The following is a 25,297-nucleotide window of genomic DNA, read 5'->3' on the forward strand; positions in this document are numbered from 1 at the left end:
CTGTCAGTAAGTGATGGAGACGGTCACCGTGTCGTTATAGGCGCCCGCAATGGGCTGTTGCGGTGCCGGCGCGCGGCCATACACGGTCACCGTCTGCGCGACTCCGTTGCCGGTGCCGCTGAGTGTATCGACACCGATGCTGGTGCCCCAGCGGTTGCCGCGGCCGGCGTCCCGGTACAGCTCATAGGCGATGTAGTTGGTACTGCTGGCATGGCGCATGCGCCGGACGCTGCCGGTGGCATTGATGCCATCGCCCAGCCCGATGTTCCAGGCGGTGCGGTTGGTGCACGACAGGCTGATGGTGGAGGTGCGGTCGATGGCGGTATCGATGGTGCCGGCGATGCTGCCGAAATCCAGGTCGGTGGTGACGTAGGTATTGCAGCGTGCCGGCACGTTGGCCGAGGCAGTGAACGGGAATGCGTTGCTGGCGGTCTTGGCGCCGCTGCCGCCGGCCGTGCAGCTGCTCGGCGCCGGTGGCACACCGATGACGCTCTCGTTGTAGGAGTAGCGCAGCACGGTGTCGGCACCGCCGAAATTGCTGGTGTGGTTGCCGACCGACAGGATCTGGTTGGCCGGAATCCGCCCGTACACGGTGACGGTGGTCGTCTGCGAGCCACCGGTGACCACCGGAACGCCGTAGGACAGTGTCAGCAGGCGCGGCGACGGCGTCGTCGACCCGGTGGCGCCCCAGACCTGGGTACGCGTGGCCTCGCTGTAGATCTGGAAGTCCAGGCTGTCGCTGGTGGGGTTGAGCATGCGGCGCGGCGCGTACAGCCCGTTGCTGGCGCTGCCCGGCCCGAGGTCCAGGCACAGGCTCACCTGGGCATAGCCCAGCACGCTGAGCGCGGCGGTCGCGCAGGAGACGTTGAGCGTTGCCACCGCATCGGTGGTGCCGTTGGCCGACACGTTGCCGAACGCCAGCGGGGTGCCGAGGGTGACGCTGCAGGTGGTGTCCGCGCGCGCCTCCTGGCCGGGTGCAAGCCACAACGTGGCGATCGCCAGCGCAAGCATCAGGCGCCACAGTGCGGGCAGGCTCATGGGGTTTTCTGCTCGAGGACGCAGGGCAGCGGGCCGACCCGCGGAATGCCGCCGGGGTTGGCCGGGTAGGTGAAGCGCGCGCTGCAGCGGCCATCCGGCAGCTCGACCAGGATGCGGTTGTCGATCTGCAGGTTGTCCAGATAGGTCTCGCCGTCGTAGCCGACCACCACCCGTTCGGCATCGCCTTCGCGCTGCACCACGCTGCCGACCGGCAACGGCACGCCCTGGGCGTCATGCAGCACGATCATGGCCGCACGTACCCGGGTGATACCGAAGCGCACCGCCACCCCGGACTGCTGGCGCGGTGTCACCGCGGTATCGACGCGGTCCACGCGCAGGTCCGCCGGCAGGTTCAATGTGTCGATGGACAGCTGGTTGCGCTGCCACGACTGCAGCGGGGTGACCAGCAGCATTCCGCGCGCGTCGGTGACGCCGATCAGGCGATTCTCCAGCCGTACCGGAATGCCGGGCTGGCCGTCGGTGGAGACCACCGCGAAGGCATCCTGGATATCGCGCGCGGCAAAGCCGCGGCCGTTCATCCACACCAGGCTGCCGCTGGCGCTGGCATAGCCGAAGTTGGCGCCATCCTGGTTGGCGACGCCGAGGTTGTAGCGGCCGACGCGGTTCAACCACCCCAGCTCGGCCAAGCCGCCGTTGGCATCGTCGCCGGCACGCCCCTGCAGGCGCCAACCGATCCCGCCCAGGTCGCCGTCGCCGGGCAGCGGCTGGCTCAGATCGGCCACAAATCCGGTGCGGTTGCCGTTGCGCTGCATCGAGGCGCTGGCCTGGCGCAACTCGCCGAACGTGGTCGACAGCGACAGGTACAGGCTACGGTCGCTGCGCACGTCCAGGTTCTGGTTGCCGGACAGATTGGCGGCCCAGTTGCGCCCGAAACTGCGCGACCAGAACAGGCTCGCGTAGCGCGAGGTGTCGCCTTGCGGGTAGCTCAGCCGCACATAGCTGGTGCCCAGCGAGCCGATCGGATTGACGTTGATGCCGAACACCGCGCGGTCGCTGATGCGCGCCGGCAACGCGCCCTGCAGCGCGCCCAGGTCGCGATAGTCGCCGTGGGTGCGCTGGGTGCCGACAGTGAAGTTGAAGCGACGGTTGTTCCAGGCATACCCCAGCACGTACTGGCCGCCGCGCAGCGCATCCAGCCGGCTATGTGCATAGGCTGCGTTGACCACGCCGCCTGCGCCGAGCAGCCACACGCCGCCGGCACCGGCGTTGACCACGCCGCCGCCGGCCTCGGTATGCGCTTCGATGGTGAAGTCATCGCGCAGGCCCTTGCGCAGGGTGGCACTGGCGACCGTGCGCGACTCGTAGGAAAACGAGCGCACGCCGTAGTCCTGGCGCAGATGGCCGATGCCGGCCGACCATTCGGAAATGCCGCGCGCCAGCAGTTGCGGCGTGCCATAGAACGCGAAGTCCAACCGGCGCATCTGGCCGAACGCATCGGTCACCACGATCTGCGCCTGCCCGGTGCCGCTGATGCCGGGTTGCGCGGCCAGCTGGAACGGGCCGGCCGGCACCTGGCCGCTGTACTGGCGCAGTCCGTCGACGTAGAGCTCCACCGTCGACGGCACCACCGCCTCGCCCAGGAAGCTTGGTGTGGGGGTGAGCACGCGGTACGGCTGCAAGGCGTAATTGCGGCCGATCTGTATCCCGCCCAGGCGGATCGAACGGCTCCAGTCGACAAAGCCGCTGTAGAAGTCGCCGACCGTCATGCTGGTGGCGCTGTCGGGGAAATCCATCTGCCAGGCGCTGTCCAGGCGCACCGCTTCGCTGCGCCAGCGCTGGTCCTGCGGGCGGTCGTAGGCCAGGAACACCGCGGTGGTGTCGACCATGCCGCGGCCGATGCCGAAGCCGCGCACTTCGGTCGCCAGCGACACGCTGCTGGCCCCGGCATTGCGCGTGGCATAGAGGTCGTAATTGAGCAGCATGCCCGGCGAGGCGGTGGCGCTGGGCGGTGCGACCTGTTCGGCCTTCAGTACCGTGGTGGAGAGCGACAGCTGCGCCAGCGGCACCTGCAACGCAAGCCGTTGCAGCGCAGCGTCGTAGCGCACCTCCACGTCGGGCAGGCGATCCAGGTCGACCAGCTCGCTGGCGGCGCGGTCGGCCAGGAGGAAGCCCAGCTTGCGCAGCGTGTCGACCGAGCCGCGCAGGTGGCCGTCCACCAGTTCGAACGGTGCCAGGCCGCGGTCGGCCTGGTTGAGGCTGACATCCAGGTACAGCGTCTGCGGCAGGGCCGCCACGTTCTGCGGCGCCTGATCGGGCAACGGCGCCATGTCGGCCAGATCGCCGGAGGCGGCATGTGCCAGGCAGGTGGCGGTCGCAAGCAGCGTCATCGCCAGCCGGCCCGCATCACGGCGCTGCTGGCGCGGCCAACAAGGTGCGTTCGTCCGCCTCACCATTGATCCTTGCGATGATGGTGCCGCGGCCGAACTGGGCCAGCGGTGCACCCAGCGACCAGCGCATGGTCTGGCCGGGCAGGACATAACCCACCAGCCCGTTCAATGCCGTCCTGGTCGTGCCATCGACCCGATGCTGCAGGTCGGCGACCTGGGCGTGCCCATTGCCGGTGTTGCTGATCTGGATCTGCGCATTGCCGTCGCTGCCGGCAATCACCTGCGTGCTCAAGGTCGGGGTGGATTCGGTCTTGCCCGGCGGCAGCAGGAAGATCGGCACCGAGTAGCGCAACACGAACTGCATGCCCTTGCGATCCGCATCGGCGTTGGGCAGTTCGTCGACGATGATGCGGTAGCAGACTTCCTCGCTGGTCGGCGCGGGCCCGGCGCGAATCACCCGAATCAGCTGGCGCTCGCCGGCGGCCAGCGTGCGCATCGGCGGGCTGATCAGCAGTTCCTGGGTCGGGTCGAGCTGATCCTTGCCGTCACGCTGGGTCCAGCGATAGGCGCGGGTCTGCACCTGCACCGGCGCGCTGCCGCTGTTGCTCAACCAGAGCCCGTCGGCGGACTGCTGTGCGCTCAGCGTCAGCGAGGTCGGCGCCAGCTGCAGACTGGCCGCATGGGCCGGCTGCAGCGGCACGCCGCTGCCAAGCGCCAGCGTCAGGCTCAATCCGGCCGTGACCAGCCAGGCCGGCATCCGGTACGACAGGCGGTGGTGCAATGGCATGCGCGCGCTCAGTAGACGATCGTGGCGGTGATGGTGTCTTGGTAGGTACCGGTCGCGGGATTGTTGGCCGACGGGTTGGTCACGCGGCCGTAGACCGGGTAGACCTGGTTGATGCCGGTGGCGGTGCGGCTCAGCGTATTGGTGCCGGTGGTGCTGCCCCACACCGTGCTGCGGCCCAGATCCTGGTACAGCTGGTAGGCGATAAAGTTGTTGGTGGTGACCAGCGCATCGGTGTTCTTCATGCGGCGGGTGGTGACGTCGTTGGCGGTGCCGGCATTGCTGCCCGCGCTCAGCGCGATGTTGTACGGCGTCAGCGCGGTGCACTGCGCGGTCACGCTGCCGTTGGCGTCGGCATTGGCGGTGGAGGTGGACAACACCGAGCCGAAGTCAACGTCCGTCGCGGAGGCGGCGGTGATGGTGCAGGCCTTGGTGACGGCGATCTTGACGTTGAATGTGGTGGTATCTGCTGCAGTGGCAACGCCAATGGTCGAGAGCAGGCCGAGGGACAGCAGGACAGGGCGGACAGTACGCATGGACATTTCCTTGACCGGTCTGGTCATTGGTGACGCGACGACTCGTCGCCCTGCCTCCAATGCATCAGCTGTGCCAAAGATTACCCTGAATGATTTGGCTATCTCGCTGTTTATCCTCAAAGTTTTCGCGAAATTGCGATGTCTTTCGGATGACCCCGTTCACGGACTTTTTGACGCGCGCGGTAGTGCGTCACACATGAATACGCGGCGCCGCCAGTTTCCTGCTGCCCCGTCCGTTTTGACGGCGGATGGCCTCCAGCAGAAAAAACGCCCGCGCAGGCCGTTCAGATTCAGCCCGAATCGGCGATAATCGCTGTCATGAGCGTCAATCTGAAAACCAAAGAAGAAATTGAACTGATGCGCGTCGCCGGCCGTCTGGCCGCCGAGGTGCTCGATGTTGTGGCGCCGTATGTGCAGGCGGGCGTGACCACGGCCGAGCTGGACCGCATCTGCCACGACCACATCGTCAACGTGCAGGGCACCATTCCTGCCAACGTCGGCTACCGCGGCTTTCCCAAGAGCGTGTGCACCTCGGTCAACAACGTGATCTGTCATGGCATCCCGAGCGCGGCCAAGGTCCTGAAGGACGGCGACATCGTCAATATCGATGTCACCGTCATCAAGGACGGCTGGCATGGCGACACCAGCCGCATGTATTACGTCGGCACGCCGTCGGTGATGGCCAAGCGGCTGGTGGAAACCACCTACGAGGCGATGTGGCGCGGCATCCGAGCGGTCAAGCCGGGCGCAACGCTGGGCGATGTCGGCCACGCGATCCAGAAGTTCGCCGAAGCCGAGCGCTTCAGCGTGGTGCGCGACTACTGCGGCCACGGCATCGGCAAGGTCTACCACGACGAGCCGCAGGTGATGCATTACGGCCGTCCCGGCGAAGGCCTGGTGCTCAAGCCCGGCATGACCTTCACCATCGAGCCGATGATCAACGAAGGCACCTACCACCATAAGACCCTGCCGGACGGCTGGACCGTGGTGACCAAGGACCGCAAGTTGTCCGCGCAGTGGGAACACATGGTCGCGGTGACCGAAGACGGCGTGGATGTGCTGACGCTGTCGCCGAACGCTCCCGCTCCGGTATGACGGCCACGCCGGCGGACCGACCCGACCCGGGTGTCGCCGGCGATGCCGAGTGGGCCGCGCAAGCGCGCCCGCTGCTGGTGCATGCCGACATGCGGCTGTGCAAGCGCTTCGACCAGGGCGAGCCGATCGAACGCCTGGTGGCCTTGCGCGCGCGCGCAGTCGATCAATTGATGCGCAATGCGTGGACGCGCTGCATTCCGGCCGACGCCGGGCTGTCGTTGCATGCCGTCGGCGGTTATGGGCGCGGTGAACTGTTCCCGCGCTCGGATGTGGATGTGCTGGTGCTGGGCGAGACCGGCGTGCAGCAACAGCACGAACAGGCCCTGGCGCGGCTGTTCGCCTTGCTGTGGGATGTGGGCCTGCCGATCAGCCACGCGGTGCGCTCGCCGGCGCAGTGCACCGCCGCGGCCGCCGATCAGACGGTGCTGACTGCCTTGATCGAGTCGCGCCCGCTGGTGGCCGGCAGCCAGGCGCGTGCCGCGCTGGCGGCAGCGATTTCGCCGCAACAGGTGTGGCCGGCGCGCGAATTCTTCCAGGCCAAGCGCGAAGAGCTGCTGGCGCGGCACCAGCGCTTTGGCGATACCGCCGACAATCTGGAGCCGGACATCAAGGACGGCCCTGGTGGTCTGCGTGATCTGCAGACGCTGGGCTGGATGGCGCTACGCGCATTCGGTGTCAAGGATCTGGAGGCGCTGGTCGGGCTCGGCCATGTCGGCTTCGACGAGGCCGCAGCGCTGCGGCGCGAACGCGAGGAACTGGCGCGCTTGCGCTTCGGCCTGCATCTGGTCGCCAAACGGCCGGAAGAGCGGCTGGGGTTCGATTACCAGAAGACGCTTGCCGAGCGGCTGGGCTTTGCCGACGACCCGGAAAGCCTGGGCGTGGAAAAGATGATGCAGCGCTTCTACCGCAGCGCTGCGTTGATCCGCCGTATCAGCGACCGCTTGCTGCAGCGCTTCGAAGAACAGTTCGACGGCGAGGCGGTACCGGAGCCGCTCGGCGAGGGCTTCAGTCTGCGCCGCGGCTATCTGGCCGCAGATGCAGAGGACTGGCCGGCCGGCGATGTGCTGCAGGTCTTTGCGCTGTTTGCGCAGTGGGCGGCGCATCGCGAGGTACGCGGGCTGCATTCGCTGACCGCGCGCGCGCTGGCCGAGGTGCTGCGCGAGTTGCCGGCCTACGACGTCGCCGATGCGACCGCGCGCGACCGCTTCATGGCGCTGCTGCGCGGCCCGCGGGCGGTGGAGTCGCTCAACCGCATGGCGCGCCTGGGCGTGCTCGGCCAGTGGATTCCGGCATTCGCCAGCGTGTCAGGGCGCATGCAGTTCGACCTGTTCCATGTCTACACGGTGGACCAGCACACCTTGATGGTGCTGCGGAACATCTCGCTGTTTGCCGCCGGTCGCGCCGACGAGCGTTTTTCGATCACCCATGAAGTCTGGCCGCGCCTGCGCAAGCCGGAATTGCTGTTGCTGGCCGGCCTGTTTCACGACATCGCCAAGGGCCGCGGCGGCGATCATTCCGAGCTGGGCGCGGTGGATGCGCGCGCGTTCTGCCAGGCGCACCGGCTCAGCGAAGGCGATACCGCGCTGGTGGCCTGGCTGGTCGAACAGCATCTGCGCATGTCGGTCACCGCGCAGAAGCAGGACATCTCCGACCCGGAGGTGATCCACCGTTTCGCCACCCTGGTCGGCACGCGCGAGCGCCTGGATTACCTGTATCTGCTGACCTGCGCCGACATTGCCGGCACCAGTCCCAAGCTGTGGAACGCCTGGAAGGACCGGCTGCTGGCCGACCTGTATTTTGCCGCGCGGCGCGCACTGCGCGAGGGCCTGGAGCATCCGCCGCCGCGCGAAGAGCGCCTGCGCGAAGCGCGCGAGTCCGCTCGCGCGCTGATGCAGGCGCAAGGCCACGACGATGCCACCATCGACCGCCAGTTCGCCGGCATGCCGGATGAAAACTTCCTGCGCTTCCGTCCCGAGCAACTGGCCTGGCAGGCGGTGTCGCTGATCGAGGTGCAGATTGGCCAGACCATGGTCAAGGCGCGGCGCGCGGTGCCGGACAACGATGCGCTGGAAGTGTTCGTGTATTCGCCCGATCGCGATGGTTTGTTCTCCGCGATCGTCGCCACGCTGGATCGCAAGGGGTATGGCATCCATCGTGCCCGCGTGCTGGATGCGCCGCACGATGCGATCTTCGACGTGTTCGAGGTGCTGCCGCAGGACAGTTCCGCCGATGGCGACCCGCAGCGCCTGGCCGCAGCCTTGCGCCAGGTGCTGGCCGGCGACCTGCACAAGGTGCGGCCCTCGCGGCGTGCGGTGCCGCGCCAGCTGCGCCACTTCCGCTTTGCGCCGCGCGTGGAATTCAGCGAGAGCGCCGGTGGCCGCCGCACCCGCATCAGTCTGGTTGCGCCCGATCGCCCCGGCTTGCTGGCCGATGTGGCCAATGTGCTGCGCCTGCAACACCTGCGTGTGCACGATGCGCGCATCGCCACCTTCGGCGAGCGCGCCGAAGACCAGTTCCAGATCACCGACGAGCACGACCGCCCGTTGCCCGAATCCGCCCGGCAGGCGCTGCGCGACGCGCTGTGCGCCTGCCTCGATCCCACCTAGTAGTCCGTTCGGAGACCCCCCATGGCCACCAGCAAGAAGACCGCGCGCAAGCAGGGCGCGACCCCCACCGACGCAGCGCCCAAGCGCGCGCCGAGCAAGAGCGGCAAGGCGCCCCAGGCGCCGGCCGTCGACAAGCGCAAGGCCACGGCTGCTGCCAAGCCGGTGGCCGCCAGTAAGAGCGTTACCAAGCAGGTGACCAGGAAAAGCGCGACCAAGCCGGCGACCAGTGCGGCCCCGCGCGTGGCCAAGCAGCCGACCAGCGTGGTGTCCGCGCCGGCCGCCAAGAAGGCTGCAGCCGCGAAGAAACTGCCGCTCGCCGAAAAGGCCGTCGGCGGCGCTGCAACGCCGGTGGGTACTGACGAACTCAAGTTCGGCATCGAAAGCGCATTCGAGCGCCGCGCCAGCCTGACCGTCGACGAGATCGACGGCTCCACCCGCGCCATCGTCACCCGCGTCATCGACGGCCTGGAAAGCGGCGAGTTCCGCGTCGCCGAGCCGGACGGGCAGGGCGGCTGGACCGTCAACGAGTGGTTGAAGAAGGCCGTGCTGCTGTATTTCCGCGTCAACGAGATGGCCGTGATCGACGCGCAGCCGGCACCGTTCTGGGACAAGGTGGAGTCGCGTTTTGCCGGCTTCGGCGAAGCCGAGTTCCGCAAGGCCGGCGTGCGTGTGGTGCCGGGTGCGGTGGCGCGGCGCGGCAGCTACTTCGGCAAGGACGTGGTGCTGATGCCGAGCTTCACCAATATCGGCGCGTATGTGGGCGAAGGCACCATGGTCGATACCTGGGCCACGGTGGGGTCGTGTGCGCAGATCGGCGCGCATTGCCATCTGTCCGGCGGCGCCGGCATCGGCGGCGTGCTCGAACCGCTGCAGGCCAGCCCGACCATCATCGAGGATCATTGCTTCATCGGTGCGCGTTCGGAAGTGGTCGAAGGCGTGGTCATCGGTCACCACAGCGTGATCGGCATGGGCGTGTTCATCAGCCAGAGCACACGCATCTACAACCGCGCCACCGGCGAGATTTCCTATGGCTACGTGCCGCCTTACAGCGTGGTGGTGTCCGGCCAGCTGCCGTCGAAAGATGGCTCGCACTCGCTGTATTGCGCGGTGATCGTCAAGCAGGTGGATGCCAAGACGCGCAGCAAGACCAGCGTCAACGAGCTGCTGCGCGGCCTGGCCGATTGAGTACCGCGCAGCCTGCGCGCGGCACCATGCTGTCGCGTCCGCTCAGTGGCTGGGTCCGTTGGGGCATCCCGGCCCTGTGGTTGGGATGGGTAGCGCTCTACGTGGCCGGCTCGCTGCTGCGCGATGGCGTGCCGCAGCAGCTGGAGGTCCTGCGTTGGCTGGCGCCTGCACTGGTGGTGCTGATGACCCTGCGTCTGGCATGGGCATCCGCCCGCTGGGCACAGGTCCGCGATGCGGGCGATGCGCTGGAGATCAAGCAGCAAGGACGATCGCAGCGTGTGGACCTGGCCGAGTTGCGCTCGGTCGATGCGGCATCGCTGATCCCGCCGCGGCGGATGGCGCTGAAATTCCACGGCACACGCGCCGATGTGGTGTTCCTGCCCGCACACGGGCAGAAACACGATCAACTGGTAACCACCCTGTTGGCGCGTGCAAGCGCGCGCCGCGGAGTCGAAAAGGCGACGACATGACCACGCTCTACGGATTGAAGAACTGCGACACCTGCAAGAAGGCGACCAAGTGGCTGGACCGCTTCGGCGTGGCCTACAGCTTCGTCGATTACCGCGAGCACACGCCCGCGCCGGAGACGTTGCTGGATTGGGCCGGCAAGGCCGGCGGATTCGAGGCCTTGATCAACAAGTCCTCGACCACCTGGCGCCAGCTGCCCGACAACAAGAAGACGCCGGGTTCGGACGCCGAATGGAAGCTGCTGCTGCGCGAATACCCGCAATTGATCCGTCGCCCGGTGGTGGTGAGCGACGATGGCGCGCTCAGCCAGGGCTTCTCCGACAACGGGTTCAAGGCGCGCTTCAACATCGCCTGATGGCGCCACCGCGTCATCGGTCCGTACAGGCCTGTGCGGGTCGGGCGCGGGGACGGCAGGCGACCTGCTGATGCCGGCAGCCCAGGTGCATCTTTTATCGGAAGGACGAGCATGACCAGCGACGTACTGCAACTGACCTGCGAGCTGATCGCACGCGCCTCGGTGACACCGGACGACACCGGCTGCCAGGCGCTGCTTGCGCAGCGCCTGGAGGCTGCCGGATTCGCTTGCGAGCATCTGCGCCTGGGCGAAGTCGACAATCTGTGGGCCACGCATGGCAGCGGTGCGCCGGTGCTGGTGCTGCTTGGCCACACCGATGTGGTGCCGCCGGGGCCGCGCGAGGCCTGGACCAGCGATCCGTTCGATCCGCAGATCCGCGATGGTGTGCTGTACGGGCGCGGGACGGCCGACATGAAGGGCAGCGTGGCCGCCTTCGCGATCGCTGCCGAACAGTTCGTCGCCGCCCACCCGCAGCATGCCGGCACGCTGGCGGTGTTGCTGACCTCCGATGAAGAAGGCGATGCCATCGACGGCGTGCGGCGCGTGGCCGAGCTGTTCCGTGCGCGCGGGCAGGCGATCGACTGGTGCATCACCGGCGAGCCGTCGTCCACCGAACGGCTGGGCGACCTGCTGCGCGTGGGCCGCCGCGGCAGTCTGTCCGGCACGCTGATCGTCAAGGGCGTGCAGGGGCACGTGGCGTATCCGCACAAGGCGCGCAATCCGATCCATCTGGCCGCGCCGGCCTTGGCCGAGCTGGTGGCGCGGCAGTGGGACGAGGGCTTCGAAAGTTTTCCGCCGACTAGCCTGCAGGTGTCGAACATCCATGCCGGCACCGGCGCCAATAATGTAATTCCGGGCGAGCTGCAGGTGGCCTTCAATCTGCGCTACACCCCGCTGTGGGATGCGCCGCGGCTGGAAGCGGAAATCACCGCATTGCTGGATCGCCACGGGCTGGACTATGCGCTGCGCTGGCATCGCAGCGGCGAGCCGTTCTACACCCCGGAAGGCCGTCTGCGCAGCGTCGCACGCGAGGTGCTGGGCCAGTTTGCCGGCGCACCGCCGGAAGAAAGCACCGGCGGCGGCACCTCCGATGCGCGCTTCATCGCGCCGCTGGGCGCGCAATGCATCGAGGTCGGCCCGGTCAACGCCAGCATCCACCAGGTCGACGAGCATGTGCGCGTGGCCGATCTGGAAGCGCTGCCGGCGTTGTACCGCACGCTGATCGAACGCCTGCTGGTCTGAGTTGCCGGGACATGCCCAATGCCACGCGCTGGTTTGCACACTACGCAGCCAGCGCACGGCATGCGTTCACTTGCGGCGGCATGCCGATGCTGCTGCGCGACGCGGGCATCGCCAAGCTGCACTAAGACCTTTTGGATTGCAGCAGCATCGCGCTTGCATTGCATTGCATTGCGCTGCCAGGCGGCATGGACGCACAAGGCTCGGGGGGCTAGTCGAACGTCCAGAACGGCGGTTTGATCGCCTCGCGCCAATGCGATTCGTCCGCGATATAGAACGTCTGTGCGGACGCCTTGGCAAACCAGGTTGCCGCCGTCTCCACGTCGCGCGTCACGCCGCTGCTGCCGCGTCCGAGCAGCAGACCAGAGAAATACTGACCATACACATTGCCCTGGTCCGCCGCGCGCCGGTACCAGCGCAGCGCCTCCGTACCATCTCTGTCCACGCCACCCATTCCTTTTTCATGGAGTGCGCCAAGATCGACCTGCGCCTCGGCATCGCCGTTACGGGCGCGGCGCTGGATGTCGCGTATCAGCGGGTGCAATGCACCTCCGCTTGGCGCGATGGCGGCGGGAAGCCCCGACGATCCTGATGCGGAGCGCTCATAGATCGTCGCGCGCAGATCCCAGCGCAACGCCGCAGCCGCCTCCCCACGGTCGCGGTGAAACTTGGCGAGCTCGGCGATGGCATACGGGTTTCCATGCATGGCCGCTGCCAGGTACCAGTGCTCGCCCTTGCGCGGCGACGCACGTAATGCGACGCGTTGGTCGATGTACGGGCTGTCGGGATGGAAGAGCGTCCCGCTTGCCCAGATCCGTCCCAGCGCCAGTTCGGCGCGGGTGTTGCGGAACGTCCACGGGGCGATCGCAGCGGCACGTTCGTACCAGTGGATGGCGCGCGGGTCGTTGCGTGCCTCCAGGCGTTCGGCCGCATTCCACGCGCTGTCGAAACTGCCATCGGCCGCGTGTTGTTCCAGCTGTTGCAGATAGACTGGATCGGTGCGCGGAGGGGCGCTGCTGCAGGCCTGCAGCAACACTGCAAGCAACAGGGCCAGGGGCGGCATGCGTCCGATGCGTGGGGTCATTCCATTACTGCCGATTGTTGGGGGCGGTCATTATCCTCGCAATACGTCGGTGCGACAGCGGCGTGGTCTGCGATGCCGGGCTTGGTTGCCATCGCAACAGTTGCGCCGCCGTCGAAAGCGGGATACGGTCGAGTCATGTCATCGCTCCTGCCCAACCTCGTCAATAACGCCAACCGCAACAATCTGCGCGCGAACAATCGTGCGCGGCCGATGCGGGTCTGCGACTAGGCGAAGTAAAACCACACGCCCAGGAATCAGAGAACCCGCATCGGCCGATGCGGGTTTTTTTATGGGTGTCATTCTCGTGCAGCACGCTCTTCCACCGGCCGCCAACCCCCGCAGTTTCATCCAGGAGTGTTTCCATGTGTTCCATCTTCGGTATTTTCGGCCTGCAACCCGGTGACGATCTGCAGGCATTGCGCCGGCAGGCGCTGGAATGTTCGCAGCGGCAACGTCACCGTGGCCCGGACTGGAGCGGCGTGTATGTCGACACCGGTGCGATCCTGGTGCACGAGCGCCTGGCCATCGTCGACCCGGCCGGCGGCTCGCAGCCCTTGTTGTCCGAAGATGGCGCGCTTGCGCTCGCGGTGAATGGGGAGATCTACAACCATCGCGAGCTCAAGCAGGAGCTGGTGCAGCCATACGCCTTCCAGACCGGCTCCGATTGCGAGGTGATCAATGCGCTGTACCGCGAGGATGCGCCGGCCTCCTACCTCAACCGCCTCAACGGCATCTTTGCGTTCGCGCTATGGGACAAGGCGGCCGGGCGGGTGCTCATCGCGCGTGACCCGATCGGCGTGGTGCCGCTGTACTGGGGCCACGATCGCGAAGGCCGCTTGCGGGTTGCTTCCGAACTGAAATCGCTGGTGGACGATTGCGCCGATGCCGCGCAGTTTCCGCCCGGCCACTGGTACGACAGCGCCACCGGTGCACTGAGCCGCTATTACGAGCGCTCCTGGCGCGAATACGCCGAGGTGGAAGGCGTGCAGGTGCAGTTGCAGGAATTGCGCGAGGCCTTCGAGCGTGCGGTGCATCGTCAGTTGATGACCGATGTGCCGTACGGCGTGCTGCTGTCCGGCGGGCTGGATTCGTCGCTGGTCGCCGCCGTTGCCGCGCGCTATGCACGTCATCGCATCGAGGAGAACGACACCACCGAAGCCTGGTGGCCACGCCTGCATTCGTTCGCGATCGGCTTGAAAGGCTCGCCGGACCTGGCCGCCGCCGAAGTCGCCGCCGCCGCGCTGGGCACCGTGCATCACGGCTTCGAGTACAGCTTCGAGGAGGGCCTGGATGCGCTGCCGGAGGTCATCCGCCATATCGAAACCTATGACGTCACCACCATCCGCGCCTCCACGCCGATGTTCCTGCTGGCACGACGCATCAAGGCGATGGGCGTGAAGATGGTGCTGTCGGGCGAAGGCAGCGACGAAATCTTCGGTGGCTACCTGTATTTCCACAAGGCACCCAACGCACGCGAATTCCACGAGGAACTGGTACGCAAACTGGATGCACTCAACAACTACGATTGCCTGCGCGCCAACAAGTCGATGATGGCCTGGGGCGTGGAGCCACGCGTGCCGTTCCTGGATCGCGAGTTCCTGGATGTGGCCATGCGCATGGACGCCAGTTTCAAGATGATCGACAAGACCAGCAGCGGCGCCACGCGGATGGAAAAGGGCGTGTTGCGCGAAGCGTTTGCCGGCTATCTGCCCGAGTCGATCCTGTGGCGGCAGAAAGAGCAGTTCAGCGATGGCGTGGGCTATGGCTGGATCGATGGGCTCAAGGCGCACGCCGCCGCGCATGTCAGCGACCGCGAACTGGCCGCCGCCTCCAAGCGCTTTCCGGTCAATCCGCCGCAGACCAAGGAAGCCTATTTCTATCGCACGCTGTTCGAGCAGTTCTTCCCCAGCCAGGCGGCTGCGGAGACGGTGCCGGGCGGCAAGTCGATCGCGTGTTCGTCGCCGACCGCGATCGCCTGGGATGCCAGTTTCGCCGCGATGGCCGACCCATCCGGCCGTGCGATTGCCGGCGTGCACGAACAGGCCTTGGCGTCGTAACGCTGCTGCATCGGAGTTGAAACTCCAGCGGCCGGCATGCGCTCACGCGCTGCCGGCCGCTGCTGCGATCACTCGTGGCGCACGCAGTATCCGTAGCGTTGCGGCTCGATATCCACGCCGGCCACGTCGGCCTGGTTGTTGCGCCACAGGTTCGGCTTGAAGTCGGCCGCCGTGCAGTTGGCAGCGCGGTCCACACCGATGGTGTAGGTGAACGGCGTATTGGAGAAGCGGTTGTTCTCGAACACGTTGTCCTGGCTCATGCTGTTGTCCCAGCACAGGATTTCCGGTGTGCGATAGCGGATGGCGCAGGCCAGGAACACGCCGGCGACCTTGTTGCCGTCGAACTGATTGTTGCTGAAGCGGTTGCGACGCGCGTCGGACAGATAGATGCCCTGGCTGCCGTTGCGCTCGAAGCGGTTGTTGCGGATCTCGCTGTCTTCCAGATGCTCGGTGGTCAGGCCTGCAGCCACGTTGTCGTGGATGTAGTTGTTGACCATGGTGACCTTGGCGGTGCGATTGAACGACACGCCATCCCAGATCGCGCCGGACACATCGTTGTTTTCGATGGTGATCTCGCGGGTGTCGTACTCGCTCAGCAGGCAGGCGCTGCGGCACTTGTTGACCTGCAGGCCGGCCAGCCGGATGCCCTGGCCGGAACGCACCACCACCGCGCTATTGCTCAGGTACGGACGCTCGGGCATGAATTCCTTGTCGCCGGTGCTGGCGACGATCTGCATGTCTTCGATGCTGACATTGCGGATCACGCCGGTCGGCTGCTGGTTTTCGTAGTCGCCGACCACCAGCGCCGGTTGCTGCACGCCATCGGCCATGCGCAGCACCGTGGTCGGGCCCTTGCCGCGCAAGACGAGATTGCCGCGGTGGATCGAGACCAGGCCGTTGAGCGGAAATTCGCCTTTTTCCAGGCACAGCACCGCAGGCGCATCGCCTTGCGGGAGCTTGTCGATGGCTTTCTGCAGATCCTGCCCGGGGCGCACCTTGGCAGTACAGGCGGCGACCGGCGCACCTGGTGGGCCGGATTTGGCGGGCGGCGCTGCCGAGCAGGCAGTGGCAACGAGCAGGGGCAACAGGGCGGAAACGGAGCGGGCAAGCTGAGGCATGCGGATTCCGATCAGTGGGGGGAGGAGGGCGATCGTGCGCAAACACGTTGCAGATCGCGACGGCCTCTAGTGTGTCCCACCGGACGTTAAAGTCTGGCTGATTCCGGCCTGCCTGATTCGGCGCAGGTTCATTGCACTGCCGTAGTCGAGGCCGCAACTGTGCCTGCGGCGGCCGCTATGGTCGACGAACATCACAGTTGCAGCATCGCTCAAGGCCCGGACAGGCGCCCGTTCGCCACGCTTAGAAACTGTAGGCCAGCTGCGCGTAGATACGGCGCGGTTCGCCAGGAAAGTGCCCGGTGCGTTCGGTGAACCCGCTGGCGGCGTAGACCTTGTCGAACAGGTTCTTGACGTTGACCTGCAGTTTCCAGGCATCCCACTGCGTCTGCCAGCTGATGTCGAAGATGGCGTACGGCTTGACGCGCTGGCCTTCCAGGCTGACCCGCTCGCCCACGTAGTCGGCACCGAAGGCAATCGCCGAGTTCCAGGCCGGCAGGTCGTAGCGCGTCCACAGACCGAAGGTGTTGCGCGGTGCATTGGCGAAGCGGTCGCCGGATGCATTGGTGATGCCGTTGGTGCCCGCATCGAGCACGCGTGCATCGTTGTAGGCGTACGTCAGGTTGAGCACCCAGCGTTCGGTGAGGTCGGCCAGCAGATCCACTTCCAGGCCTTCGCTGCGCACCAGACCGAGCGCGGAGAGCTGATTGACGCCATCGACGATACTGCCGTTGGCCTGCACGATATTGCTGCGTTCGATGCGATACAGCGCGGTGTTGAGCGTCAGCCCGCCATCGTTGAGCGCGGTCTTCAGGCCCACTTCCCACTGTGTACTGCGTTCGGGATCGAACGGCCCGCCGACGCTGCTGTCCTGATTGGCCGCATCCTGCGGCAGGAAGCCGCTGGCATAACTCGCGTACGCGTTGATGCCATCGCGCAGCACGAAGGTGCTGCCCACACGCCAGCTGAGATCGTTGCCGGTGACACGCGAGCCGTCCAGACGGTTGTCGTCCTTGAAGCCGTCCCAACGCAGTCCGGCCATCGCAAACCAGCGCGGCGTGAGCGTGAGTTCGTCCTGCAGGTACGCCCCATAGCGCTGGCTGCGGGTGCTGGTGGCGCGCCAGGGCAGGCTGTCCAGGCCGTAGTCGTAAAAGCCGCTGCGGCCATACACCGGGTTGAACAGGTCGATGCCCGGCACCGGCCCACGCACGCGGCCGGTGTCTGCGGTGTTGGCGGTCTGCGCGCGGAAATCCGCATCCAGCCGGTAGTAGTCCGCGCCCATCAGCAGCTTGTGCTCGATCGCGCCGATGCAGGTGCGAAACACCGCATTGATGTTGCTGGAAATTGCATCGTTGTCGCGGAACTGGTTGCGCAGCTGCCGCGTCATCCATTCGGCGGTGCCGTCGCCATCGCGGTCGATCAGGCCCATTGGCTCGTGATAGATCTGATGCTCGTCGTTCTTGAACCAGCGCATCGCCATATCCACATCCCATGCATCCGACGGCGCAAAGCGGTACTGCGCGAACGCCACCTTGGCGCGCATGTCGAGGAAATCGGTGGGCTCGTTGTGGTTCCAGCGACGGTTGGTGAGGAAGTTGCCGTCGTCATCCACCGGCACGCCGCGCAGGCGATTGCCGCCCAGGTTCTGGGTGATGTCGGTGTACTGCAGCGTGAGCTCGCCGGTCTGGCCGATATCGAACGCCACCGACGCATCGCCGATCTGGCTCTGGCTATCGGTGTTGCGGCGAAAGCCATCCTCGCCATCGGCATAGGCGCCAACGCGGTAGCGAATGCGCTCGTCTTCGCGTGCCGGCCCGGTGGCCTCGAACGAGGCCGCCCCGAAGGATTGATTACCCACCTGCAGCTCCACCCGACGCGCGGCCTGATGGCCGGGCTTGCGGGTGACGTAATTGATGACGCCACCGGGTTCGCCGCCGCCGTACAACGCACCGGCCGGGCCCTTGAGCACTTCCACGCGTTCGATATTGAACAGCTGCGGCACCGAGAAGCCGGCATACGGATCGCCACGCAATCCGTCGTAGAGCACGTTTTCCTGGCGGAATCCGCGCAGGGTGACGCCGGCGTAGCTGAAGAAACTGATGCCGCTGATGCTGCGATACAGATCGGTGATCTGGCGCGCGGCCTGGTCGTCGATCAGTTCGCGTGGCAGCACCTGCACCGACTGTGGCACCAGCGACAACGGCGTATCGGTGCGTGTGGCCACCGCGGCATCGTCGGATTTGTACAGCGTCTGCGCACGGCCGACGACGTCGACGCCATCGAGGTCGGTGACGGCTGCCGAGGTGCTGGTGTGTTGTTGGGCGAAGGCGCGGGGCGAGGGTAAAGCCAAGACAGCGGCGAGCGCGGTGACAAGGAGCGTGGGGCGCATTGGTCACTAATGGGAATGGTTATCAAATGCATCTTAGCATGTCGTGCTCGCTTGATTGGGCAGATCGGTGGGCGGGCGTGGTTGCGGATACTTGGGTATCCAGATGTGCGAGGTGCGAGGTGCGAAGTGCGAAGTGCGGGGTGCGATCGGCAGAACGCAGACACCGATTTTGCGTTCGTCCAGCCCCCAACGACTGTCGAAACCTGTGTCGACAGACTAAACAGCAAGAGCATGCCTATTTCGGCTGCAATTGCAGCGTGTAGCGGGTTGCGGTCGGCAGGAACGGGGTTGGCCGGCCGTGTACCCAATCGTCATGGCCTGCGCCCCAGAACGGCGACAACGGGTGTCCGCTCTGGCCGCCCGGCATGTGCACGATGCCGTCCTGTTCGTGGCCGGGCGACACCACCATGCGTTCGGAGGCACCGAAGGTCGGGCCTTGCACACGCGGCATGTCGCGATCGCCTGGCAGTTGGTCGGGTGGCATGCACAGCCAGCGCTTGGCGAGCGCAGGCAATGCCCGCGCGATCGGGTGACAGATGGCGGCGGTGTTGCGTTCGCCCCAGGTGCGTTCGCTCAAGGCGCCGTCCTGCGCAGCGAGATCGGTCTGCGCATTGCGTGCAGCCTCGGCAAGCAGCTGATCCCAGTTTGCATAGGCGGGCGGCAGCAGATGCGCCGGGCGCTGCTGCAGCAACGGCCAGACGATGCCTTCCAGCTGCGCGCGACGCGGCGGCAGGAAGTCCTCGCCGAGCGCGGCTTTTGCCGGCGCCAGCAGGCCCGCTTCCACTGCGTCGATGGTCATGCCGCGAAAGCCGCGCACGATGCGATAGCTGGCCGAGCGGGTGGATGCGTGCCCGTCCCACTGCCGGGTGGCGGCTTCGATCTGCTGCAAGGCCGGGTCCTTGCTGTGCTCGACCACGCTGCGCAACAACTGCCACCACCGCGTGAGCAGCACGGCGCGATCATCGAGCTGGATGGCGAGCAGGTCCAGCTCGTTGAAACGCTGCCTGGCGAACAAGTCGTCGCGGATCTGCTGCGCACGCGCACCCAGGTCGTAGCCGGCATTGCCGAGCGTGGCCAACTGCTGCGCATCGACGACGCGGCTGTTGGCGGTCCAGAGCCGGTGTGAGGGAGGATCGATCAGGGCGGGAGCAGCGTCGCTGCGCACCGGCCAGGGCAGGCAGCCGCCCGGCGCTGGCGCCGGTGTCGCCGTTGCCGCAACCGAAGGCGGTGCCGCGTCCGCACCCTGCGCCGAGCTTGCCAGTTCGGCGATGCCGCTCGGGTCACAGCCGGCGTTGCGCACCGGGCGCGCACCGATCAACCGCCAGGCGATGCGCCCGCTGCGATCGGCCAGCAACAGGTTCTGTGCCGGAATGCCCGAGCGATCGGCCACTGCAAAGGCGGCCTGCACATCGGCCGCCGTACTCATCTGCGCAAAGTCCAGCCGGATCGCACCGGGCAGCTGCGCGGCCCAGCGCAGTGCGAGCAGGCTGCCATCGGCGTTGTCGTGCAGGACCGGTCCCCAGGCGCTCTCGCGCACCGCAAAACGCACCGGCGCGGCGCCGGCCACGCGAATGGTTTCGACATGGGTGGTGAGCGCTTGCGGATGACCCGGCGTGGCCGGCGCAATCCGCGCAAAGTCGGCGGTGTCGATGTAGCTGTTGGTAAAGGCCCAGGCCACATGCCCGTTGCTGCCGACCACCACCGCCGGCAAGCCGGGCAGGGTGAAACCGGTGACGTCCACCTTGCCGTCGGGCGCGCTGGTGTCCGGGTAACGCAGGCGCGCGCGGAACCAGATATTGGGCGCGCGCAGACCCAGATGCATGTCGTCGGCGACGATGGCGCGGCCATCGCTGGTGAGGCTGCCGTCCACGGCGAAGTTGTTGCTGCCCGGCGTCTGCGGCTCGGCGCCGGTGGGGGCGGCTGGATGCGGCAGGCGGCGCAGATCCAGCGTGGCGGCGTCGGGCAGCACGGCATCGCCTTGCGCGGGGCCGAACAGCGGCGCATCCCAGCTGGAGCCTTGATGGTCGAGCAATGCCGCCAGCGCCGCCGGCACCACCGCACGGATGCGGGCGGCAGCCAGTTCGGTCTGGTTGTCGTTGTCCTGCAGGTCGGCATACATCGCCATGCCGGTGAGGATGGAGTCGTCCAGCGTCCACGCGCGCGGTGTCTGCCGCAGCAACAGGTACGGCCACGGGCGCACGCGCAGTGTGGCCAGCCCGGCATTGACGCCCTCGGTATAGGCCTGCAGCGCCGCGCGCTGGCTGCCGACCGCGACATCCAGGCTGGCATGCACGCGCGCGCGCAGCCGGTGCACGCGATTGCGTTTGTCCAGGTCCAGCGCTGCGGCCCCGAACAGCTCGGACAACTCGCCGGCCGGTGCGCGGCGCATCAGGTCCATCTCGAAGTAGCGCTCCTGCGCGTGCACATAGCCGAGTGCGCGCATGGCATCGACCTGGCTGGTCGCATCGATGGTGACCACGCCACGCCGGTCGCGTTGCACGCTGACTGGTGCCGCCAGGCCCTGCAGTGCGCTGTTGCCATCCAGCTGCGGCAGGCTGCCACGCATCAGCAGATACGCGGCCAGCACCGCCGCCACGATCAATACCACGATTGCCAGCAGCAGCCGGCCCAGCCATTTGCGCATTGTCGAGTCCTTGAGTTCGGTCACAGTGTGGCGGCCGGTCATGACCGTGGCGGGTCTGGCCGCAAGCGCAACTGAAAGTGATTCCGATTAGATCATTGCGCCGCGGCTTAGGGCACCATGCGCGCATTGCGTCGCTGGAGCACATCATGAAAGGCCATCCCGAAGTCGTCGACTACCTCAAACAGCTGCTGCGCGGCGAACTGGCCGCACGCGACCAGTATTTCCTGCACTCGCGCCGTTACGAGGACCAGGGCCTGATGGCGCTGTACGAGCGCATCAACCACGAAATGGAAGAGGAGACCGAGCACGCCGACGCGCTGCTGCGGCGCATCCTGTTCCTGGAAGGCGACCCGGACATGCGGCCGGCCGAGTTTGCGCCAGGCAAGACCGTGGTGGAGATGCTCGAGCGCGATCTGGTGGTGGAATACGAAGTGCGCGCCAATCTCGCCGCCGGCATGAAACTGTGCGAAGAACACGGCGATTACGTCAGCCGCGACATCCTGCTCAAGCAGCTGCAGGACACCGAAGAAGACCACGCCTGGTGGCTGGAGCAGCAGTTGGGCCTCATCAAGCGGATCGGCCTGGAGCTGTACCAGACCTCGAAGATCGACAAGGGCCACGTCGCCGGCTGAGTCCGGTGACTGGGCGCTGCGCAGCCGCTGAGCGTGCGTAGCGCAGGGTTGCAATCGGCAGGTGCCGCGCAGGGCATCGCCTTGCTCCGTGGTCTGCGTCAACTGCCGGCGGCCTGCGGCGGTGTTGCTCGCGCATTTCGCTGTTGTGCGAACCATCATTGCGTGGCGCAACGCCGCGCGGTGCTGATCGGCGCGCGCTGCGCTGCCTGTGCAACGTCTGCGTCGCCCGACTGGAGCGTCGGCAGCGCTCGCCGATGACAAAGTTCGCCCGCGACCGTCAGTTGCGTTGCAGGCGATAGACGCCGGTCGACAGGGCAGTGACGCCGTCGGCGCGGAAGCGCGGCTCCTGATCGAGGATGTCGCGGCGTTCCAGTTGCTGCACCCGCCATTGCGTGTCGAACAGTGCGTGCACCGCGGCAGCGTCCACCGAAAACGGCGGCCCGGCCTTTTCGGCCTGCGGGTATTCCAGGGTGATCAACAGCCCGCGGCATCCCGCAGGCAGGCGCGCGTACATGGTGTGCAGATACTGTTGGCGCAAGCCGGCCGGCAGGGCGATCAATGCGGCGCGATCGTAGACGGCGCTGCAATCGGCCAGCACGCTTGGCTCCAGTGCAAACGCGTCGCCGCAGATGATTTCGATCGGGCCGGCGATAAAGTGCTCGCCCGCGCGGCTGCTGTGGCGCTGCGGTTGCAGGCCGGCATCAGCGAAGAATTGCGTCACCGCCAGCGGCGATATCTCCACGCCTAGCACGCGATGGCCTTGTGCGGCCAACCAGTGCAGGTCCAGCGTCTTGCCGCATAACGGCACCAGCACGCGGGCAGCCTGCGGCAGCTGCAACGCCGGCCAGTGCTTTTGCAGCAACGGCATCACCTGGTCCTGATGGAAGCCGATCTGACCGTTCTGCCAACGCTGCAGCCAGAAATCTGTGTCCATGATGTTGTCTTGTTGGTTTGCGTTGACGAGTGACGTGATGCAGGCAATGGCAATGGCAATGGCACTGCAGATCGAAAGGAACCGCTCAGACCACATCGCATCGCCGTGCGACATGCACTGCGCACAACTACTCACACCGACCATCTCGACCGGTCCTTGTCCGCCCACCGTCGCGGGACCTTGCGCGGCATGGATGCCGCGTAAGAGCCTACAGGGACGTACTTGCGGCGTGTCCTGCGATGGTGGGCGGGCAAGGGCCCTGCAGCAAGGCCGCAGTCTCTCGCTCTACAGCCGACGCATCCGTACCGTTCGATTACCTCTCAAGGCGATGCAGAGCTTGAGCCTCAGCGTGACCTCGCCGTTGCAAGCCAACCTGGCCGAGGGCACGATGCCGTAACGCCGGCAGCGTCCAGCTGGCGGTAGTTTTGTGGGTCGCTCAAAACCGCACGGCAAACGCGCCATCGCGCGGTGCGTCAGCGAATCACCGTTACTGCACTTCCAGCCCGTCCACCTTTTGCCACCCTCGCGGCAACAATGCCCCGCGACTCGCACGCGCGCCCACATAGCTATCCAGATCCTTGAACGACAGGCTCATGGTGCGTGCACCGCTGCGCACCAGCAGCGTGTTGCCCGGTGCCACCGCCACCACCGCGACCACGCGCTCGGTGCCGAGCTTGGCCTTGGGGATGTCGATGATCTTGTTGCCTTTGCCCTTGTCCAGCTCGGGCACATCGCTGGCGGTCACCGCCAGCAGATTGCCGGCACTGGTGACGGCGACGATGCGGTCGCTCTGCGGATTGGTCACCTGCGCAGGCGTCAGCACATGCGCGCCGGTGGTCAGGTTGAGCATCGCCTTGCCGGCCTTGTTGCGGCCGGTGAGGTTTTCGAAGCGGGTGACAAAGCCGTAGCCGTGCGAGGACGCCAGCACGAAGCGGGTGGCGTTGTCGGCGCTGGCCATGACCTGGAACGCCGCGCCCGAGGCCGGTGAGAAACGGCCGGTCAGCGGTTCGCCATTGCCGCGTGCCGAGGGCAGGGTGTGCACGGCGGTCGAATAGGCGCGGCCTTCCGAATCCAGGAACGCCACCTGATGCGTGCTGCGGCTGCGCACCGCTGCCAGCAGGCTGTCGCCTTCGCGGTAGGACATGCCGGCCGGGTCGACCTCGTGGCCCTTGGCCGCGCGTACCCAGCCCTTTTCCGACAGCACCACGGTCATCGGTTCGCTGGTGACCATCTCGGTTTCGTCGATCGCCTGCGCGGCGCCACGCTGCACCAGCGGCGAGCGGCGTGCGTCGCCGAACTTCTTGGCGTCGGCGGTCAGCTCGTCCTTGATCAGCTTCTTCAGCTTGGTCTTGCTTTCCAGGATCGCCATCAACTGCGCGCGTTCCTTGGCCAGGGCTTCCTGCTCGCCGCGGATCTTCATTTCTTCCAGGCGCGCCAGCTGGCGCAGCTTGGTTTCCAGGATGTATTCGGCCTGTTCCTCGCTGAGCGCGAAGCGCGCGATCAGCACCGGCTTGGGTTCGTCCTCGCTGCGGACGATGCGAATCACTTCGTCCAGGTTGAGGAAGGCGATCAACAACCCTTCCAACAGGTGCAGGCGGCGCTCGACCTTCTGCAGGCGATGGTTGAGGCGGCGGGTGACGGTGTCGCTGCGGAAGCTCAGCCACTCGCTCAGCAAATGCCTGAGGTTCTTGACCTGCGGGCGGCCATCCAGGCCGATCACGTTGAGATTGACGCGGTAGCTGCGCTCAAGGTCGGTGGTGACGAACAGGTGCCCCATCAGCTGCTCGGCATCGACACGGTTGGAGCGCGGCACCAGCACCACCCGCACCGGGCTGGTGTGGTCGGACTCGTCGCGGATGTCTTCCAGCCACGGCAGCTTCTTGGCGCGCATCTGCTGGGCGATCTGTTCGATCACCTTGGACGGCGAGACCTGGTACGGCAACGCATCAATGACGATGTTGGCGTGTTCTTTCTTGTAGGTGGCGCGTGCGCGCACGCTGCCGTGGCCGGTCTCGTAGATTGCGCGCAGATCGGCCGCCGGGGTGATGATCTCGGCGGTGGTCGGGTAGTCCGGACCGAGCACGTGTTCGCACAGCTCGGCGACCGTGGCATCGGGGTTGTCGAGCAGGCGCAGCAGCGCGCTGACGATCTCGTTGAGGTTATGCGGCGGCACGTCGGTGGCCATGCCCACCGCGATGCCGGTGGTGCCGTTGAGCAGCAGGTGCGGCAGGCGCGCCGGCAGCCAGGTCGGCTCTTCCAGGGTGCCGTCGAAGTTGGGCGCCCAATCGGTGGTGCCCTGGCCGATTTCGCCCAGCAGTACCTCGGCGATCGGGGTCAGCTTGGATTCGGTGTAGCGCATCGCCGCGAACGACTTGGGGTCGTCGGTGGAGCCGAAGTTGCCCTGGCCCTCGATCAGCGGGTAGCGATAGGAGAACGGCTGCGCCATCAGCACCAGCGCTTCGTAGCAGGCGCTGTCGCCGTGCGGGTGGTACTTACCGATCACGTCGCCCACGGTGCGCGCGGATTTCTTCGGCTTGGCAGCGGCATTCAGGCCCAGCTCGCTCATCGCGAAGATGATGCGCCGCTGCACCGGCTTCAGGCCGTCACCCAGGAACGGCAGGGCGCGGTCGAGCACCACGTACATCGAATAGTCGAGATAGGCGCGTTCGGCGTACTCGCGCAGCGGCAGCTGCTCGAAGCCGTGGAAGGTGGGGCGGGTCAGATCGGTCATGTAAAGCCAGGTCCTACGAAAGAGGAGCCCGCGCCTTGGCGCGAGCTCGAAGAGCGC

19 protein-coding genes are annotated in these 25,297 nt (G+C 66.5%); 9 read left to right on the forward strand and 10 right to left on the reverse strand.

Annotated features, from left to right (window positions below):
- Positions 1-3: 3 nt before the first annotated feature.
- Genes AC1PLA_RS07455 through AC1PLA_RS07470 form a run of 4 tightly spaced genes read right to left on the reverse strand, consistent with a single transcriptional unit; the run spans position 4 to position 4,706 of the window.
- Positions 4-1,038, reverse strand: coding sequence for a Csu type fimbrial protein (locus AC1PLA_RS07455; protein WP_481105886.1), 1,035 nt, complete (start codon positions 1,036-1,038; stop codon positions 4-6).
- Positions 1,035-3,386 carry a fimbria/pilus outer membrane usher protein gene (locus tag AC1PLA_RS07460; protein ID WP_481105887.1) on the reverse strand — a complete coding sequence of 784 codons (2,352 nt, stop codon included), beginning with the start codon at positions 3,384-3,386 and terminating at the stop codon, positions 1,035-1,037. Before AC1PLA_RS07460 ends, AC1PLA_RS07455 begins: the two co-directional genes overlap by 4 nt.
- 16 nt (positions 3,387-3,402) lie before the next feature.
- A complete protein-coding gene (locus tag AC1PLA_RS07465) occupies positions 3,403-4,173 on the reverse strand; it encodes a fimbrial biogenesis chaperone (RefSeq protein ID WP_039511607.1) in 771 nt (256 codons plus the stop codon).
- An 8-nt stretch (positions 4,174-4,181) separates the two neighbouring features.
- Complete coding sequence (locus AC1PLA_RS07470) at positions 4,182-4,706, reverse strand: Csu type fimbrial protein (protein WP_039530071.1); 525 nt, start codon at positions 4,704-4,706, stop codon at positions 4,182-4,184.
- Between AC1PLA_RS07470 and AC1PLA_RS07475 the strand changes: the two genes are divergently transcribed.
- The 7 genes from AC1PLA_RS07475 to dapE all read left to right on the forward strand — a co-directional run bounded on the left by AC1PLA_RS07475 (position 4,705) and on the right by dapE (position 11,657).
- The gene (locus AC1PLA_RS07475; protein ID WP_481105888.1) at positions 4,705-5,016 is read left to right on the forward strand and encodes a hypothetical protein; all 312 of its coding nucleotides are present in this window, start codon (positions 4,705-4,707) and stop codon (positions 5,014-5,016) included. The genes AC1PLA_RS07470 and AC1PLA_RS07475 overlap by 2 nt on opposite strands.
- An 8-nt stretch (positions 5,017-5,024) precedes the next feature.
- Positions 5,025-5,801, forward strand: a complete 777-nt coding sequence (map, locus tag AC1PLA_RS07480) for a type I methionyl aminopeptidase (RefSeq protein WP_039520326.1) — start codon at positions 5,025-5,027, stop codon at positions 5,799-5,801.
- Positions 5,798-8,407 carry a [protein-PII] uridylyltransferase gene (locus AC1PLA_RS07485; protein ID WP_104561619.1) on the forward strand — a complete coding sequence of 870 codons (2,610 nt, stop codon included), beginning with the start codon at positions 5,798-5,800 and terminating at the stop codon, positions 8,405-8,407. Before map ends, AC1PLA_RS07485 begins: the two co-directional genes overlap by 4 nt.
- A 21-nt stretch (positions 8,408-8,428) precedes the next feature.
- Entirely contained in the window at positions 8,429-9,592 is a 1,164-nt protein-coding gene (dapD, locus tag AC1PLA_RS07490; protein WP_481105889.1) for a 2,3,4,5-tetrahydropyridine-2,6-dicarboxylate N-succinyltransferase, read from the forward strand.
- The gene (locus AC1PLA_RS07495; protein ID WP_481105890.1) at positions 9,589-10,062 is read left to right on the forward strand and encodes a hypothetical protein; all 474 of its coding nucleotides are present in this window, start codon (positions 9,589-9,591) and stop codon (positions 10,060-10,062) included. The genes dapD and AC1PLA_RS07495 overlap by 4 nt, the downstream gene beginning before the upstream one ends.
- A complete protein-coding gene (locus tag AC1PLA_RS07500; protein WP_039528236.1) occupies positions 10,059-10,415 on the forward strand; it encodes an arsenate reductase in 357 nt (118 codons plus the stop codon). Before AC1PLA_RS07495 ends, AC1PLA_RS07500 begins: the two co-directional genes overlap by 4 nt.
- A 111-nt stretch (positions 10,416-10,526) precedes the next feature.
- Positions 10,527-11,657, forward strand: coding sequence for a succinyl-diaminopimelate desuccinylase (gene dapE, locus AC1PLA_RS07505; RefSeq protein ID WP_481105891.1), 1,131 nt, complete (start codon positions 10,527-10,529; stop codon positions 11,655-11,657).
- A gap of 208 nt (positions 11,658-11,865) precedes the next feature.
- Here the strand turns inward: dapE and AC1PLA_RS07510 are convergent, their stop codons facing one another.
- Complete coding sequence (locus AC1PLA_RS07510) at positions 11,866-12,738, reverse strand: tetratricopeptide repeat protein (protein ID WP_481105892.1); 873 nt, start codon at positions 12,736-12,738, stop codon at positions 11,866-11,868.
- A gap of 362 nt (positions 12,739-13,100) precedes the next feature.
- Here AC1PLA_RS07510 and asnB point away from each other — a divergent pair, with 362 nt between their 5' ends.
- Positions 13,101-14,795, forward strand: coding sequence for an asparagine synthase B (asnB, locus tag AC1PLA_RS07515; protein ID WP_481105893.1), 1,695 nt, complete (start codon positions 13,101-13,103; stop codon positions 14,793-14,795).
- A 68-nt stretch (positions 14,796-14,863) separates the two neighbouring features.
- On the opposite strand, the gene hpaM is transcribed toward asnB, so the two are convergent.
- The 3 genes from hpaM to AC1PLA_RS07530 form a co-directional block, all read right to left on the reverse strand.
- Entirely contained in the window at positions 14,864-15,913 is a 1,050-nt protein-coding gene (hpaM, locus tag AC1PLA_RS07520) for a type III secretion-associated outer membrane-bound protein HpaM (RefSeq protein ID WP_481105894.1), read from the reverse strand.
- A 241-nt stretch (positions 15,914-16,154) separates the two neighbouring features.
- The gene (locus AC1PLA_RS07525; protein WP_481105895.1) at positions 16,155-18,299 is read right to left on the reverse strand and encodes a TonB-dependent siderophore receptor; all 2,145 of its coding nucleotides are present in this window, start codon (positions 18,297-18,299) and stop codon (positions 16,155-16,157) included.
- 235 nt (positions 18,300-18,534) lie between these two features.
- On the reverse strand, positions 18,535-20,943 hold the full coding sequence (locus tag AC1PLA_RS07530) for a penicillin acylase family protein (RefSeq protein WP_481105896.1): 2,409 nt from the start codon (positions 20,941-20,943) through the stop codon (positions 18,535-18,537).
- Positions 20,944-21,089: 146 nt separating this feature from the next.
- Between AC1PLA_RS07530 and bfr the strand changes: the two genes are divergently transcribed.
- On the forward strand, positions 21,090-21,575 hold the full coding sequence (gene bfr, locus AC1PLA_RS07535; protein WP_039511630.1) for a bacterioferritin: 486 nt from the start codon (positions 21,090-21,092) through the stop codon (positions 21,573-21,575).
- Positions 21,576-21,852: 277 nt separating this feature from the next.
- On the opposite strand, the gene AC1PLA_RS07540 is transcribed toward bfr, so the two are convergent.
- Both AC1PLA_RS07540 and parC read right to left on the reverse strand, forming a co-directional pair.
- Positions 21,853-22,509: a thiopurine S-methyltransferase gene (locus AC1PLA_RS07540; protein WP_481105897.1), complete on the reverse strand. Its 657-nt coding sequence runs from the start codon at positions 22,507-22,509 to the stop codon at positions 21,853-21,855.
- Between the two features lie 487 nt (positions 22,510-22,996).
- Positions 22,997-25,240: a DNA topoisomerase IV subunit A gene (gene parC / locus AC1PLA_RS07545; RefSeq protein ID WP_039528220.1), complete on the reverse strand. Its 2,244-nt coding sequence runs from the start codon at positions 25,238-25,240 to the stop codon at positions 22,997-22,999.
- Positions 25,241-25,297: the final 57 nt, after the last annotated feature.

It is taken from the genome of Xanthomonas sp. NCPPB 1826, from assembly GCF_056725285.1.

Bases quoted from the DNA above. Each gene is read 5' to 3' on its own strand.
- AC1PLA_RS07455 (WP_481105886.1), bottom strand. From the start codon at position 1,038: ATGAGCCTGCCCGCACTGTGGCGCCTGATGCTTGCGCTGGCGATCGCC.
- AC1PLA_RS07460 (WP_481105887.1), bottom strand. From the start codon at position 3,386: ATGACGCTGCTTGCGACCGCCACCTGCCTGGCACATGCCGCCTCCGGC.
- AC1PLA_RS07465 (WP_039511607.1), bottom strand. From the start codon at position 4,173: ATGCCATTGCACCACCGCCTGTCGTACCGGATGCCGGCCTGGCTGGTC.
- AC1PLA_RS07475 (WP_481105888.1), top strand. From the start codon at position 4,705: ATGGACATTTCCTTGACCGGTCTGGTCATTGGTGACGCGACGACTCGT.
- AC1PLA_RS07470 (WP_039530071.1), bottom strand. From the start codon at position 4,706: ATGCGTACTGTCCGCCCTGTCCTGCTGTCCCTCGGCCTGCTCTCGACC.
- map (WP_039520326.1), top strand. From the start codon at position 5,025: ATGAGCGTCAATCTGAAAACCAAAGAAGAAATTGAACTGATGCGCGTC.
- AC1PLA_RS07485 (WP_104561619.1), top strand. From the start codon at position 5,798: ATGACGGCCACGCCGGCGGACCGACCCGACCCGGGTGTCGCCGGCGAT.
- dapD (WP_481105889.1), top strand. From the start codon at position 8,429: ATGGCCACCAGCAAGAAGACCGCGCGCAAGCAGGGCGCGACCCCCACC.
- AC1PLA_RS07500 (WP_039528236.1), top strand. From the start codon at position 10,059: ATGACCACGCTCTACGGATTGAAGAACTGCGACACCTGCAAGAAGGCG.
- dapE (WP_481105891.1), top strand. From the start codon at position 10,527: ATGACCAGCGACGTACTGCAACTGACCTGCGAGCTGATCGCACGCGCC.
- AC1PLA_RS07510 (WP_481105892.1), bottom strand. From the start codon at position 12,738: ATGACCCCACGCATCGGACGCATGCCGCCCCTGGCCCTGTTGCTTGCA.
- asnB (WP_481105893.1), top strand. From the start codon at position 13,101: ATGTGTTCCATCTTCGGTATTTTCGGCCTGCAACCCGGTGACGATCTG.
- hpaM (WP_481105894.1), bottom strand. From the start codon at position 15,913: ATGCCTCAGCTTGCCCGCTCCGTTTCCGCCCTGTTGCCCCTGCTCGTT.
- AC1PLA_RS07525 (WP_481105895.1), bottom strand. From the start codon at position 18,299: ATGCGCCCCACGCTCCTTGTCACCGCGCTCGCCGCTGTCTTGGCTTTA.
- AC1PLA_RS07530 (WP_481105896.1), bottom strand. From the start codon at position 20,943: ATGCGCAAATGGCTGGGCCGGCTGCTGCTGGCAATCGTGGTATTGATC.
- bfr (WP_039511630.1), top strand. From the start codon at position 21,090: ATGAAAGGCCATCCCGAAGTCGTCGACTACCTCAAACAGCTGCTGCGC.
- AC1PLA_RS07540 (WP_481105897.1), bottom strand. From the start codon at position 22,509: ATGGACACAGATTTCTGGCTGCAGCGTTGGCAGAACGGTCAGATCGGC.
- parC (WP_039528220.1), bottom strand. From the start codon at position 25,240: ATGACCGATCTGACCCGCCCCACCTTCCACGGCTTCGAGCAGCTGCCG.